Source organism: Flavobacterium sp. 9R (assembly GCF_902506345.1).
Classification (GTDB): Bacteria; Bacteroidota; Bacteroidia; order Flavobacteriales; family Flavobacteriaceae; genus Flavobacterium.
Genome location: NZ_LR733413.1, coordinates 796,883 through 812,240 on the forward strand (window position 1 = coordinate 796,883; position 15,358 = coordinate 812,240).

Annotated in this window: 7 protein-coding genes; 2 read left to right on the plus strand and 5 right to left on the minus strand. The window is 34.5% G+C overall.

Translation table 11 applies throughout. From position 1 onward, the window contains the following. Positions 1-228 precede the first annotated feature (228 nt). Positions 229-3,693 (plus strand): starch-binding protein, encoded by a 3,465-nt coding sequence (locus FLAVO9AF_RS03560; protein ID WP_159684390.1) that lies wholly within the window; start codon positions 229-231, stop codon positions 3,691-3,693. A gap of 69 nt (positions 3,694-3,762) precedes the next feature. On the opposite strand, the gene FLAVO9AF_RS03565 is transcribed toward FLAVO9AF_RS03560, so the two are convergent. The 5 genes from FLAVO9AF_RS03565 to FLAVO9AF_RS03585 form a co-directional block, all read right to left on the minus strand. Next, positions 3,763-4,920, minus strand: coding sequence for an OFA family MFS transporter (locus tag FLAVO9AF_RS03565; RefSeq protein ID WP_159684393.1), 1,158 nt, complete (start codon positions 4,918-4,920; stop codon positions 3,763-3,765). A 29-nt stretch (positions 4,921-4,949) separates the two neighbouring features. Continuing rightward, positions 4,950-5,732 (minus strand): pyruvate formate-lyase-activating protein, encoded by a 783-nt coding sequence (gene pflA / locus FLAVO9AF_RS03570; RefSeq protein WP_159684396.1) that lies wholly within the window; start codon positions 5,730-5,732, stop codon positions 4,950-4,952. A 93-nt stretch (positions 5,733-5,825) separates the two neighbouring features. Then, positions 5,826-8,060 (minus strand): formate C-acetyltransferase, encoded by a 2,235-nt coding sequence (gene pflB, locus FLAVO9AF_RS03575; RefSeq protein WP_159684399.1) that lies wholly within the window; start codon positions 8,058-8,060, stop codon positions 5,826-5,828. A 350-nt stretch (positions 8,061-8,410) separates the two neighbouring features. Further along, entirely contained in the window at positions 8,411-9,790 is a 1,380-nt protein-coding gene (gene rimK, locus FLAVO9AF_RS03580; RefSeq protein ID WP_159684402.1) for a 30S ribosomal protein S6--L-glutamate ligase, read from the minus strand. Positions 9,791-9,918: 128 nt separating this feature from the next. After that, the gene (locus FLAVO9AF_RS03585) at positions 9,919-12,468 is read right to left on the minus strand and encodes an ATP-dependent Clp protease ATP-binding subunit (RefSeq protein ID WP_159684405.1); all 2,550 of its coding nucleotides are present in this window, start codon (positions 12,466-12,468) and stop codon (positions 9,919-9,921) included. Positions 12,469-12,726: 258 nt separating this feature from the next. On the opposite strand from FLAVO9AF_RS03585, the gene gyrA reads away from it, so the two are divergent. Continuing rightward, positions 12,727-15,354 (plus strand): DNA gyrase subunit A, encoded by a 2,628-nt coding sequence (gene gyrA, locus FLAVO9AF_RS03590; protein WP_159684408.1) that lies wholly within the window; start codon positions 12,727-12,729, stop codon positions 15,352-15,354. The last annotated feature ends 4 nt before the right edge of the window (positions 15,355-15,358 follow it).

Here is a 15,358-nt window from a genome sequence, read left to right on the forward strand (position 1 = left end):
GTAATGAGTACTTCTTCTTTTTTTGTGCTAAAATGTAAAAATGTTAGTCGCGAATTTATTGTTTTTTAAGCACTTGAAAATTTATTAACAATTTAAGCAACTACAACGTTTAAGTTGAGTATTATATAAAAATATCACTTTATTAAAAGTATTAGTGTAAAAAAAATCAACAATAATTAGTAATTTCATAAAAAATTCACACTCATTAACCAAAATTTAACCTACAAAATGAAAACAAAAATTACGTTACTTTTAGTACTGTTTTCTTGTTTTATTTCCAGTCTTTTTGCGCAGAACGTCGCAAATGGAAGAGAAGTAATGATACAAGGATTTCATTGGACAACCGATGCGTCGACCACCAAATGGTATGACGTAGTAAAAAACAATGCAGCCAATTTGCAAAACGCAGGTTTTGATGCTATTTGGCTTCCTCCACCAAGTAAATCAACAGGCGGGATGGGCTATATACCAACCGTTTGGTACGATTTGAATAATGCTCAAGGTACACAAGCACAATTGGTATCCTTGATTACTGAACTACATAATAAGAATATAAAAGTTCTTGCAGATATTGTGGTTAATCACAGAGGAGGAACTTTAGGATGGTATGATTTTTCTACCCCTTCTTGGAATACTCCTGTACAGACTTGGTCTATTTGTAGCAATTCTAATATTAGTGCCTCTGGTCAAAAAGGAACTGGAAATCCAGATTATGACCCTGCACAAGCTGGACTAAAGTCTCCAGGGACAACTGGGTTGTTTACTGCAGCAAGAGATTTGGACCACTCCAATGTGGAAGTGAGAAACGGAATCAAAACTTGGATGCTTTGGTTGAAAAATGAAATTGGATTTGATGGTTGGAGATATGACTTTGTTCACGGATTTGATGGTAAATACATTAAAGAATATAATGATGCAACTTCACCTTATTTTTCAGTTGGTGAATTGTTAGAAGGTGACAGAAATAGAATCGTAAAATGGTTAGATTACACTAAGGCTGGAACTAATACTGCTTCTTCTACCGCTTTTGATTTTGCTACTAAAAGTGCATTGCAAAACGCATTTAATGATAATAATTTAAGTTATTTGAAAGATGGTTCAGGAAAAGCTTCTGGATTAATTGGTGTTTGGCCAGATAAAGCCGTAACAATGTTAGATAACCACGATACAGGACCAGTACCTTATGGTCAGGATTTGTGGATTTTTCCGGGTTCTAAATTATTGAATGGTTATGCTTATATTTTGACGCATCCCGGAACTCCAATGGTTTGGTGGCCTCATTACTTCGATTGGGGAATCAGAACCGAAATCGACAAAATGATTAAATTGAGAAAAGATAACTTGTTAAGCAGTACTTCAACTTTGAATATTGTTGCTGCAACCAATAATCTTTATGCTGCTATTATTGACGATAAAGTAGCTATGAAATTAGGTTCTGATAATTGGTCTCCTTCGGGAACAGGTTGGACATTAAAGATTTCTGGTAATAATTTTGCTATTTGGGATAAATTAGGTGCTGTGGACGTACCAAGCCTAACGGTAAGTCAAGTAGGTGGTTTTTTTACAACTGGAACTACAGTTAGCACCACTTTAACAGCTAATAATCCAACCTCTACTATATACTACACACTCGATGGTACAACACCAACTATTGCATCGCCATCAGCTGTTGGTTCGGTTACTCTTTCTATAAATACTACTAAAACGCTTAACGCTTTTGTAAGAAATGCAGCGGGAGTTAACTCTACAATCAGAACAGAAATTTATACTTTTGGTACGCTACCAACATTTACAGTATATTTTAAAAAACCAGCAAATTGGAATGCTGCTGTAAAAGTATACTATTGGAGTACAACTGGAACAGCACCAGTTGCAGCTTGGCCTGGAGTTTCGATGACCAAAGATTGTGGAGATTGGTACAGTTATACTTTCCCATCAACAGTTAGTGCATCTAATTTGTTGTTCAATGACGGAACACTCAAAACTGGCGATTTAACTGCTACAGCAGGGATAAGATATTATGATGGTGCTTGGTTAGCTGGAGAACCTGCGAACCGTTGTCCAAGTATTGCACCTGAGGTTACTATTTCGCCAGTAGGAGGAACTTTTACAACAGGCAGTACAGTAAATGTAGAAGTGAAAGCGAACGAAACAACTTCTACAGTGTATTATACTTTAGATGGAACTACACCAACTACTGCTTCTCCATCAGCTATTGGGACAAAATCTTTAACAATTACTACTAATACAACTTTAAAAACCATAGCGGTTAATACTACTGGAGTTAGTTCAGCAATAAAAACGGAGACCTATACTTTCGTTACTCCAACTACATTTACGGTATACTTCAAAAAACCAGCAAATTGGAATGCCGCAGTAAAAGTATACTATTGGGGTACAACAGGAACAGCACCAACAGTTGCTTGGCCTGGAGTTTCTATGACCAAAGATTGTGGAGATTGGTACAGTTATACTTTCCCATCAACAGTTAGTGCTTCAAATTTATTGTTTAATGATGGAACCCTAAAAACAGCTGATTTAACTGCAACTGCAGGAATCAGATATTATGATGGTGTTTGGTTAGCAACTGAGCCAGCAAATCGTTGTCCAAGTATTGCTCCTGATGTTACTTTTACGCCAGTAGGAGGAACTTTTGCTACTGGTACTTCAATAAATGTAGAAATAAAAGCCAATGAGACAACATCTACAGTGTATTATACTTTAGATGGAACTATACCAACTACAGCATCTGCATCAGCTGTTGGAGCAAAGAGTCTTGTTATTTCAAGTAATACTACTTTAAGAGCGTTCGCGGTTAATACAACTGGAGTTAGTTCTGCTATCAAAACAGAGACCTATACTTTTGTTACTCCAACAACGTTTACTGTATATTTCAAAAAGCCTGCAAATTGGAATGCTGCTGTAAGAGTATACTATTGGGGTACAACAGGAACAGCACCAACAGTTGCTTGGCCTGGAGTTGCTATGACCAAAGATTGTGGAGATTGGTACAGTTATACTTTCCCATCAACAGTTAGTGCTTCTAATTTATTGTTCAATGATGGAACGCTCAAAACTGGTGATTTAACTGCTACAGCAGGAATTAGATATTATGATGGTGCTTGGTTGGCTGGAGAGCCAGCGAATCGTTGTCCTGTTCAAACAACGATGACAGTTTATTTTAAACCTCCAACAAATTGGACAACAACACCAAAAATTCATTATTGGAATGCTGTTCCTGCTGGAAGTGCAACAAATACTACTTGGCCTGGTGTAAATATGACTTTGGATACCAATGGTTTCTATAAATATACCATTGTAGGACCTACGTCAGTAAATATTATTTTTAATAATGGCTCAAGTGGAACAGCAAATCAAACGCCTGATTTGTTGAACAAGACTAATGGATTTAGTTATATTTGGGGTTCAACATTAAAAGTTCAAGATGCAAAGAAGCCTTCTATAACCAATGAAATTATCGTTTACCCTAATCCAGTTCAAGAATCATTGCAAGTATCTTCTGCTTCAAGTGTCTTAAGATATAGCGTGATTTCTTCGCAAGGGGCTGTGGTTTTAGAGGGGAATTTGAAAGATAGCACGATAGATATGACTAGTTTAAGTGCTGGAATGTATTTTGTGAAATTGCAACTAGAAAATGGTGAAGAGGTATTTCACAAGATTGTAAAAAAATAGTTTGCCTTATTTTTTTATGCAAAGAGCTCATCGTCTTTTGACTTTGAGCTCTTTTGTTTTTTTAATTCTTTAAAGCATTTTTTTTAGCCAGAATCCAACCAATAAAGCTATTCCGATTAGAAGCGAGAATAAATAAAAAATCGTGATTTCATGAGTCAATCCCAAGAGTATTGGGCCAACAAAAGCTGCAGCTGACCAAGCGGTTAAAATGTATCCAAAAACTTGTCCATAATTATCTGCACCATAGATTGATTTTACAAACGATGGCATAGTAGAAAAACCTGCACCATAACCAGCAATAATGATATAAGTGACTACTTGAAAGGAGGTACTATTAGTAGCTACAATAGGAATCAAAGCAAAACAAATCATATTTACAGTCAAAAAAACCATAAAGGTTGACCAACAACCAATTTTGTCCGAGATACTGGACCAAAACAGACGTCCTAAACCATTGAATAGTCCTATGATGGCTACAAATAAAGTAGCTTGAGTAGCAGTCATTCCTACTACTTCTTCACCTAATATTGCTGCTTTTGAAATAATTGCAATACCACCACAAACATTTAAAAATAGTAATAACCATAGTGCAATAAAACGCTTGTCTTGAATGATTTCTCTTGCTGTTAATATTGTAGAATGTTCTTTTGAAGTATTTTCGGCTAGTGGATTTGCTAAATAAAAAGCACTTAATAACATACAGATTCCATATACAATGCCTAAAATTAAAAAAGCATTCGATAAACCAACTGAAGTGTACAATGGATTAATTATAAAAGAGGCCAACAAAGACCCCAAAGCAAAAGACATAATAATTATACCAGAGGCTAGACCTGGTCGGTCTGGAAACCATTTTACAACTGTGTAGACTGGAACAACATAACCAAATCCTAAGCCTATTCCTTGTAGAACACCAAAAGTTAGGTAGAATAGTTCAATAGAACTCCACTTTATAGCAAAACTGCTTCCAATTAAACCGATTACGATAAAGATAGCTCCAATGCTACCAGCTTTGGTTGGTCCAATTTTCTGAGCAAACTTGCCCATAAATGCTGCCGTAAGTCCAAGGAAACAAATAGCTAAACTAAAAGCTGTTTTAGTGTCGTGCGCATCCCAATTCAACTCTTTGGATAAAGGTTCTATCCATTTACTGTAGGCATAGATAGAGCCTATTGACAGTTGCATAATCATTCCTGCAACTACCATTAAATATTTATTTTTTGACATTTTATATAATTATTTTGAAAAATTTTAGTTTATTTCACCACAACATTTTCGAAGTATTGTTGAAAAATAGCGGTTGTTTTTTGGATAATTTCTTCTGTTGGTGATGTTACATCTGCAAAAGCATATTCGAAATTTAATAAATCCCATTTGTGTTTTCCCATTTGATGAAACGGGATGATTTCTACTCTTTCGACTGTTTTGAAATCAGTAAAGTAGTGTCCCCATTCATGCAAATATTCTTCTTGATCAGTCCAGCCAGGTACCAAAACATAGCGTAACCACATTGCTTTTCCAGTATGCTCACGGTATTTGGCAACTTTTAATGTAGTTTTATTTTTTAACCCAGTGAGTTTTTTATGCCAATCATTATTGATATGCTTAACATCTAGCAATAGAATATCGGTCTTATCTAGTAATTCTTTTGTTTGTTCGTCTAAAACACGTCCATTGGAATCTAAACAAGTTGAGATCTCATTGAGATGGAGCTTTTCAAAAAAAGGAATCAATTTAGCTCTTTGAAGTAAAGGTTCTCCTCCAGAAACGGTTACACCTCCAGTTTCTGCAAAAAAGAGTTTTTGATTGATTGCTTTTTGAACCAAATCATCAATAGGAATAAAAGAACCTCCATAAACATCTAATGTATCTGGATTTTGACAATACAAACATCTAAATTGGCAACCTTGAACAAAAATCACCATTCGAATTCCAGGACCATCATGTGTACCAAAAGTTTCTAAAGAATGTATACGTAGCAAATCAATATCTGCATTATTTAAGGCTTCATCATGTTGGGATTGTTCAGGAAAATACATAGGCAAAAAGAAATTTATTAAAAAAAACCTGTTTAGAGTATAGGTTCTAAACAGGTTTTAAAGTTAATCATTCACATTGAATTTAATGCTTAATTACATTCTATCGTGGAAAGTTCTGCTAATTACTTCCAATTGATGTGCTTTAGACAAACGAACGAAGTTTACAGCATATCCAGAAACACGAATTGTTAATTGAGGATAATTTTCTGGGTGTTCATATGCATCCATCAAAGTTTCTCTATTTAAAACATTGACATTCAAATGATGTGCATCTCTTCCAAAGTAAGCGTCAAGAGTAGTTTTTAAGTTCAAGATTTGATCTTCTTTTGTAGATCCTAATGACTTAGGAATCATTGAAAAGGTATAAGAAATACCATCTTGAGCATCATTGTATTTCAGTTTACTTACAGAGTTTAAAGAAGCGATAGCTCCATTTACATCTCTTCCGTGCATTGGATTAGCTCCAGGAGCAAATGATTCACCACCTTTTCTTCCATCAGGAGTAGCTCCAGTATTTGTACCATACATCACGTTAGATGTGATTGTTAGTAAAGAAAGTGTAGGAGTAGCATTTTTATATGTTTTGTGTTTTCTTAATTCCTCAATGAATAAGCTTGTGATTTCTATAGCGATATCATCTACTCGGTTATCATCATTACCAAATTTAGGGAAGTCACCTTCAATGTTGAAATCTACAGTTAATCCTTGTTCATTTCTGATAGGTTGTACTTTTGCATATTTTATTGCAGATAATGAGTCGGCAATGATTGAAATACCAGCAGCACCGTAAGCAATATCAATAGCAGGATCACTATCAATTAAAGCCATTTGAGCTCTTTCATAATAGTATTTGTCATGCATATAATGAATGATAAACATTGATTTAGCATATACACGAGCTACTTCGGCTAGAGTTGCTTTGAAAGCAGTTATTACTTTATCATAATCCAGTACTTCATCATTCATTTCTGGAATTTTATTGATGACTAAAGCACCTTTGTCTTCTTCGCGTCCACCATTTAAAGCCATTAATAAAGCTTTAGGTAGGTTGGCACGTGCTCCAAAATGTTGAATTGATTTACCAATTTTTTGATAAGAAACACAACAAGCAATTCCGTAGTCATCAGAACCTCTGTTAGCTTTCATCAAATCATCGTTCTCATACTGTAAAGATGAAGTATCGATAGATACTTGAGCACAGAAATCTTTGAAACCTTTTGGAAGGTTTTGTGACCAAAGAATAGTTAAGTTAGGTTCTGGTGAAGCACCTAAATTATAAAGGGTTTGTAAGAAACGGAATGAAGTTTTAGTAACTTTTGTTCTACCATCGTGGAATTGTCCTCCAATAGCTTCAGTTACCCATGTAGGATCGCCACCAAATATTTCATCATAAGCACCTGGACGTAAATGACGAACAACTCGAAGTTTCATAACGAATTGATCAATAAATTCTTGAGCTTCTTCTTCAGTAATTAAGCCACTTTTTAAATCTTGTTCAATATAAATGTCCAAGAATGACGAAACGTTGCCTAGTGACATTGCTGCACCATCTTGTTCTTTAACGGCGCTTAAATAAGCTAAATAAGTGAATTGAACAGCTTCATAAGCAGTAGTAGCAGGTTTAGAAACATCGACACCATAAGATAATGCCATAGTTTTCATATCTTGTAATGCTTTGATTTGGCTCGTGATTTCTTCACGTAAACGCACTTTGTGTTCGCTCATTTCTCCAGCAACATTTGCAAAATCAGCTTTTTTTACATCAATTAATGCATCAGCTCCATATAGAGGTAAACGTCTAAAATCACCAATAATTCTTCCTCTAGCATAATTATCAGGTAATCCTGTTAAAACGTGTTTAGAGCGATACATTTTGATTTCTGCATCATAAGCGTCAAAAACAGCTTGATTATGGTCTTTTGCATAATTAAAGATATCTGAAACTCTTTCTGACACTTGTAGTCCTTTTTCTTTAACTGCTGACTCTACTAATTTAATTCCGCCAAAAGGTTTCATCGCTCTTTTGAGTAAAACATCAGTTTGAAGACCAACAATCACTTCATTTTCTTTATCAATATATCCAGGACCAAAAGCTGTAATATTAGAGATGGTCTCGGTATCGATGGCTAAACAACCGTTATTTTGTCTTTCTTTTAATAATTGTTGTTTACATGCCTCCCATAATTTTGTGGTTTTGTTTGAAGGTCCAACTAAAAAATCTGCTGTTCCTTCATACGGAGTTATGTTTTTTACTACAAAATCATAAACATCAATCGTTGTAGTCCAATTTCCTTTTTTAAACGTTGCTGTATTTGTTACAATTTCCATTTCATTAATTTTTTTCAATGTTCTTAAAATACTTGTAATCACCTACTTAGTTAAATGAATACATTCAAATTTACGAAAAAAAAGCCTTGAAAAACAAGGCGAAATTAAAAGTGTCAAATGTTTTTGTTTTCATTAAAAAGACCTCAGAATTGGTAGAAATTCAAGTCTTTTTTTTTGCTTTATTTATTTTTACAAAACATCTATCTCATAATATTCGATGGTTATTTTGTAATTCTTTAAAAAAAACATTGTTTTTTGATTAAATTTTAGCTAGGGTGCCCTAAAACAATGAGTCTACTTGAAATTTTTTATAAGAAATTTATAGTAGACCCTTTATTTTTTAGTTTCTTTTACAAAACTACTTTGCTTTTAAAGTTTTTCTCGATGGCTTTAATCATTTCGCCAGCAATATCTTTGTTGGTTGCTCCTTCAATTCCTTCCAATCCTGGAGACGAATTTACTTCGAGCAATAAAGGCCCTTTAGAAGAGCGAATGATGTCTACACCAGCTACTTTTAAATCCATAGCTTTAGCCGCTTTAATAGCGATTCTTTTTTCTTCGCTAGTGACCTTGATTATTGAAGCTGTTCCACCAAGATGAATATTAGCTCTGAATTCACCAGGCATTGCTTCACGTTGAATGGCAGCAACGACTTTCCCATCAATTACAAAACAACGAATATCTTTTCCATTTGCCTCTTTAATGAATTCCTGAACTAAAATATTAGCATTTAAACTTTTGAATGCATTAATAACACTCTCTGCAGCTTTTTTAGTTTCTGCCAAAACGACTCCCTTGCCTTGTGTTCCCTCTAATAATTTTACAATTAAAGGAGGGCCACCTACCATTTTTATTAAATCGTTGGTATCTAATGGAGAATTTGCAAATCCAGTGGTTGGAATGTCAACGCCATTGTTTAGTAATAATTGTAAAGAAAAGAGCTTATCTCTAGATTGTGTTATTGCCGTTGATGAATTAAGACAGAATACTTTTAAGGCCTCAAATTGACGGGTCAAAGCACAACCATAAAATGTAATACTTGGACGTATTCTTGGAATAATAGCATCAAATTGATTGAGTATTTTTCCACCTCTATAATGAATTTCAGGTGTTTTAGCATCCAATTTCATATAGCATTCTTTAATGTTCAAAAAATGCATTTCATGTCCTCGCATTTCACCAGCTTCCATAATTCGTTTGTTGCTGTACAATTCAGGGTTGCTGGCCAAAACGCCAATACGTAAACCAGAACTTGCTTTTTCTGCATTCTTGTATAGTTCTTTTAGATTGTCTACCGTAGGCTGTCCTAATAAGTATTTTTGCTCAGGGTCTACCAAAACACGTCCACTCATCGCTTCACGACCTAAAAGCATTCGAAATCCCATTGAATCTCTGTTGGTCAATGTCATTTCTATGTTCCAAGTATCATCTCCAATTTTTAGTAAAGTCTGAATAACATAACGTTGTTCTCTATACCCACTAGAACTTTTTACAATTCGTTTGTCTACTAATGGCGCCTCACAATGAATAACAGTTTTGTTGTTATTTTGGATGGGATTAATATCGAATTTTACCCAATTGCTATCATTTTTGATAAAAGGGGCAATATTTATAGCGTGCAAAGCCGAAGTTTTAGCTCCAGAATCGACTCTAGCTTTGATAGTAGGAATATTTAGGTCTGGGAAAGAGCACCATTCTTCGCTTCCTAAGATGACTTTGTTTTGTAGCATACAGCAATTTGTTTAATAAAACATCAAAAGTAACTTTTTGTTTTTTAAAAAAGTTAAATTAATATAAAGAATTAGCCCGTTATGTAGTAAAAAAACATAACGGGCTAAAATAAATAATTTGTTTTAATCTATTGATTTGTAGGTTCTTCTGCTTTGTTGACATTCACTGTTAACTCAGTAGCACCTTCTTCAATGTCCATAAAGATTTCGTCGCCAGCATTAATTTTTGAAGTGATAATTTCTTCGGCTAGAGCATCTTCTACATACTTTTGGATAGCTCTTTTTAATGGTCTGGCACCAAATTGTTTGTCAAAACCTTTGTCTGCAATAAATGCTTTTGCTTTATCAGAAAGATTCAGGGTGTATCCTAAATCTTTGATTCGAGCGTATAGTTTTTTTAATTCAATTTCGATAATCAAGTTGATGTCTTCTTTTTCTAATGAATTGAAAACAATAACATCGTCGATTCGGTTTAAAAACTCAGGTGCAAAGGTTTTTTTCAATGCATTTTCAATAATACTTTTTGAATTATCCTCGGCTTGCGCAATTTTTGCTGCGGTACCAAATCCAACACCTTGACCAAAATCTTTTAGCTGTCTAGCGCCAACATTTGAGGTCATAATGATAATTGTGTTTTTAAAATCGATTTTGCGACCTAAACTGTCTGTCAAGAACCCATCGTCTAATACTTGCAACATCATATTGAATACGTCTGGATGTGCTTTTTCAATTTCATCTAAAAGCACTACACAATAGGGTTTTCTTCTTACTTTTTCTGTCAATTGGCCACCTTCTTCGTAGCCAACATACCCCGGAGGCGCTCCAACTAATCTTGAAATAGCGAATTTTTCCATATATTCACTCATGTCGATTCTTATCAAGGCTTCTTCAGAATCAAACAATTCTTTTGCAAGTACTTTAGCTAATTGTGTTTTTCCTACACCAGTTTGACCTAAGAAAATAAAGGAACCAATCGGTTTGTTTGGGTCTTTTAAACCGGCTCTATTTCTTTGGATTGAACGAGCAATTTTCAAAACTGCTTCATTTTGTCCAATTACTTTATTTTGAATAAGCTCTGGTAATTTAGCTAATTTATTGCTTTCAGTCTGTGCAATTCGGTTAACAGGAATGCCAGTCATCATAGAAACAACATCAGCAACATTGTCTTCTGTAACATTGATTCGGTTGTTTTTAGAATCTTCTTCCCATTGCTCTTGTGCAATAGCTAAATCTTTTTCTATTCGTTTTTCATCATCACGTAATTTAGCTGCTTCTTCATATTTTTGCTTTTTGACAACCAAATTCTTCAACTCACGTACGTCTTCTAATTGACGCTCCAAATCTAAAATTTGCTTTGGAACATCAATATTGGTGATATGAACTCTTGAACCAGCTTCGTCTAAAGCATCAATAGCTTTGTCTGGTAAAAAGCGTTCCGACATATATCTGTCAGTTAGTTTTACACAAGCTTCAATGGCTTCAGGAGAATACGTTACATTGTGATGGGATTCGTATTTGTCTTTGATATTATTTAAAATAGTAATGGTTTCCTCAACCGAAGTTGGCTCTACAATTACTTTTTGGAAACGTCTTTCTAAAGCGCCATCTTTTTCTATGTATTGGCGATATTCATCTAATGTAGTTGCACCTATACATTGAATTTCACCTCTTGCCAAGGCAGGTTTGAACATATTTGATGCGTCCAATGAACCTGTTGCTCCACCTGCACCAACAATCGTATGAATTTCGTCTATAAACAAGATAATATCATCGTTTTTTTCCAACTCATTCATAACGGCTTTCATACGTTCTTCGAACTGTCCTCTATATTTTGTTCCTGCTACAAGGCTGGCTAAATCAAGAGTAACTACTCGCTTATTGAATAAGATTCTAGAAACTTTCTTTTGAATTATTCTTAAAGCTAGTCCTTCAGCAATGGCAGATTTTCCAACTCCAGGTTCACCAATTAAAAGCGGGTTGTTTTTTTTGCGTCGGCTTAGAATTTGAGACACACGCTCAATCTCTTTTTCGCGACCTACGACTGGGTCTAATTTTCCTTCTTCGGCCATTTCTGTTAAATCTCTACCAAAATTATCTAAAACTGGTGTTTTAGATTTTTTGTTGGATTTATTTACAGGATTGTTGAAGGTTCCTTCTTTAAGACTGTCATCTTGTCCTGAATCATCATTATATGATTCGTTTTTTGGTAAGTTGTCCATATATTCTTGGTCATTTGGAGTCATATTCAAATATTGTTCTTTGGCTATGTCATAATCTATTTTTAGTTTATTCAATAGCTTGGTTGTAGGGTCGTTTTCGTTTCTCAAAATGCATAATAGCAAATGTGCTGTACTTATTGAAGTACTTTGAAATACTTTAGCTTCAAGAAATGTTGTTTTTAAAGCTCTTTCGGCTTGTCGAGTTAGATGTAGGTTCTTTTTTTCTAGGTTAACTTCAAGGCTGGTCGGGCTAGCTGGGCTAAGAATCTCAACCTTTCTTCGTAAATGTTCTAAGTCTACATCCAAATTGTTTAAAATATGGATAGCCTTTCCATTTCCATCTCTCAAAATGCCTAACATAAGATGTTCTGTTCCAATAAAGTCATGGCCTAGACGTAAGGCTTCTTCTTTACTGAAAGTAATAACATCTTTTACTCTAGGGGAAAAATTGTCATCCATGTAGTATCTTTTTATATATGTAAATTTAATGATTTAGTATTTATAAACAAAAATCATTCCTACTAATATCAGCTGTCAGCTAAGTGACAAAAAAAATAGAAGAATCAAAGTTAAAATTATCGGAATTTATTAACTATTACAGGTTTTTTTATTGTTAATAAATTAGAAAAATTAGACTGTTAAAATACCAAAAAAAAGTTCAGAAAGCCGTATATTGGCACGTTTTGAAATTAATATAATTATTTAATATAACAACTTATGTCTGAAGGAGAAAAGTTAATTCCTATTAACATAGAAGATGAAATGAAATCAGCTTACATCGATTATTCGATGTCAGTAATTGTATCCAGAGCGCTTCCTGATGTTAGAGATGGTTTAAAACCCGTACATCGTAGAGTGCTATACGGAATGTATGATTTAGGAGTTTTTTCAAATAAAGCCCATAAAAAATCGGCGAGAATTGTCGGTGAAGTATTAGGAAAGTATCACCCACACGGAGATACTTCTGTTTATGATGCAATGGTTCGTATGGCTCAAGAATGGAGTATGCGTTATTTGTTGGTAGATGGACAAGGTAACTTTGGTTCTGTAGATGGTGATAGTCCTGCAGCAATGCGTTATACTGAAGCAAGAATGCGTAAGATATCTGAAGAGATTATGGCAGATATCGAAAAAGAAACAGTAGATTTTCAATTGAACTTTGACGATACTTTATACGAGCCTAAAGTTATGCCGACTCGTGTGCCTACATTATTAATTAATGGTGCAACAGGAATTGCGGTAGGTATGGCTACAAATATGCCTCCTCATAATCTTACTGAGGTTGTCAATGGAACTTTAGCCTATATAGACAATAATGATATTGAAATTGACGAATTAATTACACATATAAAAGCGCCTGATTTTCCAACAGGTGGTATAATCTATGGTTACGAAGGAGTTCGTGAAGCATTCAAAACTGGTCGTGGACGTATTGTAATGCGTGCCAAAGTTGGTTTTGAAGAGGTTGATGGTAGAGAATCTATTATTGTTACCGAAATTCCTTATCAAGTTAATAAAGCTGATATGATTAAACGTACAGCTGACTTGGTAAATGAAAAGAAAATTGACGGTATTGCTAATATCCGTGACGAGTCGGACAGAAATGGTATGCGTATCGTCTATATCTTGAAACGTGATGCGACGCCAAATGTGGTTCTAAACACGTTGTATAAGTATACACAATTGCAGTCCTCTTTTAGTGTAAACAATATTGCCTTAGTGAATGGTCGTCCACAAATGTTGAATCTTAAAGATTTGATTCATTATTTTGTTGAGCATCGTCATGATGTTGTAATTAGAAGAACACAATTCGAGTTAAGAAAAGCTGAAGAGAGAGCGCATATTTTAGAAGGATTAATCATTGCTTCTGATAATATAGACGAAGTAATTGCACTGATTAAAGCTTCTAAAAATACAGAAGAAGCAAGAGAAAAATTGATTGAAAGATTTAAACTTTCAGATATTCAGGCTCGTGCAATTGTTGAAATGCGATTAAGACAGTTAACAGGTCTTGAACAAGATAAATTGAGAGCGGAGTACGAAGAAATCATGAAATTGATTGACCATTTACGTGCTTTATTGGCTGATGTTAATTTGCGTATCGCTTTGATAAAAGAAGAATTGATTGAAATTAGAGATAAATACGGTGATAATCGTCGTTCTCTAATTGAGTATTCAGGTGGTGATGTGAGTATTGAAGATTTAATTGCAGATGAGAGCGTGGTAGTAACCATTTCTCATGCAGGATACATCAAACGTACTAATCTTAGTGAGTATAAAACACAAAATAGAGGAGGAGTTGGACAAAAAAGTGCTGGTACAAGAGATCAAGATTTCTTGGAACATATGTTTGTTGCAACAAATCATCAATATATGATGTTCTTTACTCAAAAAGGTAAATGTTTCTGGATGAGAGTGTATGAAATTCCTGAAGGAACCAAGACTGCTAAAGGAAGAGCAATACAAAATTTAGTCAATATTGAAAGTGATGACAAAGTTAAAGCGTATATTTGTACTCAAGATTTAAAAGACAAAGACTACATAAATAGCCATAATTTAATAATGGTTACTAAACAAGGTCAAGTAAAGAAAACTTCTTTAGAAAAATATTCAAAACCTCGTGTTAATGGAGTAGCAGCCATTACAATTAAAGAAGGAGATGAGTTATTAGAAGCAAAATTGACTAATGGTGAAAGCCAGATTATTTTAGCTGTTAAGTCTGGTAAGCTTGTTCGTTTTGAGGAAACTAAAACAAGACCAATGGGTAGAACAGCTTCTGGTGTTCGAGGAATTACACTAAAAGATGATACTGATGAAGTTATCGGTATGGTTACTGTAGACAAAGAAAATATTAATGATTCTCAAATTTTAGTTGTAACAGAAAACGGTTATGGTAAACGTACAAAATTAGTTGATGAGGACGGAGAAGACGTGTACAGAATTACTAACCGTGGAGGTAAGGGAGTAAAAACGCTTAATATTACCGAGAAAACAGGAAATTTGATTTCTATAAATGCGGTTACAGATGCTGATGATTTGATGATTATCAATAAGTCAGGTTTAACCATTAGAATGGCTATTGAGGATTTACGTGTTATGGGACGTGCCACTCAAGGGGTTAAACTGATTAATTTAAAAGGGAATGACTCGATTGCAGCGGTAACAAAAGTAATGAAAGATGAGGCAGATGAAAATGGTAATTCTGAAGATTCAGCTGTTGAACGTGTAAAACCTGTACTTGAAGTTCTTGAAGATGATTCAGTTGAAGAAGATGATGAGGATGAAGATGATGAAGTAATTGAGGATGACAACGAAGAGGAGGATGAAGTAAATGATGAAGATTAATAAA

Bases quoted from the DNA above. Each gene is read 5' to 3' on its own strand.
- FLAVO9AF_RS03560 (WP_159684390.1), top strand. From the start codon at position 229: ATGAAAACAAAAATTACGTTACTTTTAGTACTGTTTTCTTGTTTTATT.
- FLAVO9AF_RS03565 (WP_159684393.1), bottom strand. From the start codon at position 4,920: ATGTCAAAAAATAAATATTTAATGGTAGTTGCAGGAATGATTATGCAA.
- pflA (WP_159684396.1), bottom strand. From the start codon at position 5,732: ATGTATTTTCCTGAACAATCCCAACATGATGAAGCCTTAAATAATGCA.
- pflB (WP_159684399.1), bottom strand. From the start codon at position 8,060: ATGGAAATTGTAACAAATACAGCAACGTTTAAAAAAGGAAATTGGACT.
- rimK (WP_159684402.1), bottom strand. From the start codon at position 9,790: ATGCTACAAAACAAAGTCATCTTAGGAAGCGAAGAATGGTGCTCTTTC.
- FLAVO9AF_RS03585 (WP_159684405.1), bottom strand. From the start codon at position 12,468: ATGGATGACAATTTTTCCCCTAGAGTAAAAGATGTTATTACTTTCAGT.
- gyrA (WP_159684408.1), top strand. From the start codon at position 12,727: ATGTCTGAAGGAGAAAAGTTAATTCCTATTAACATAGAAGATGAAATG.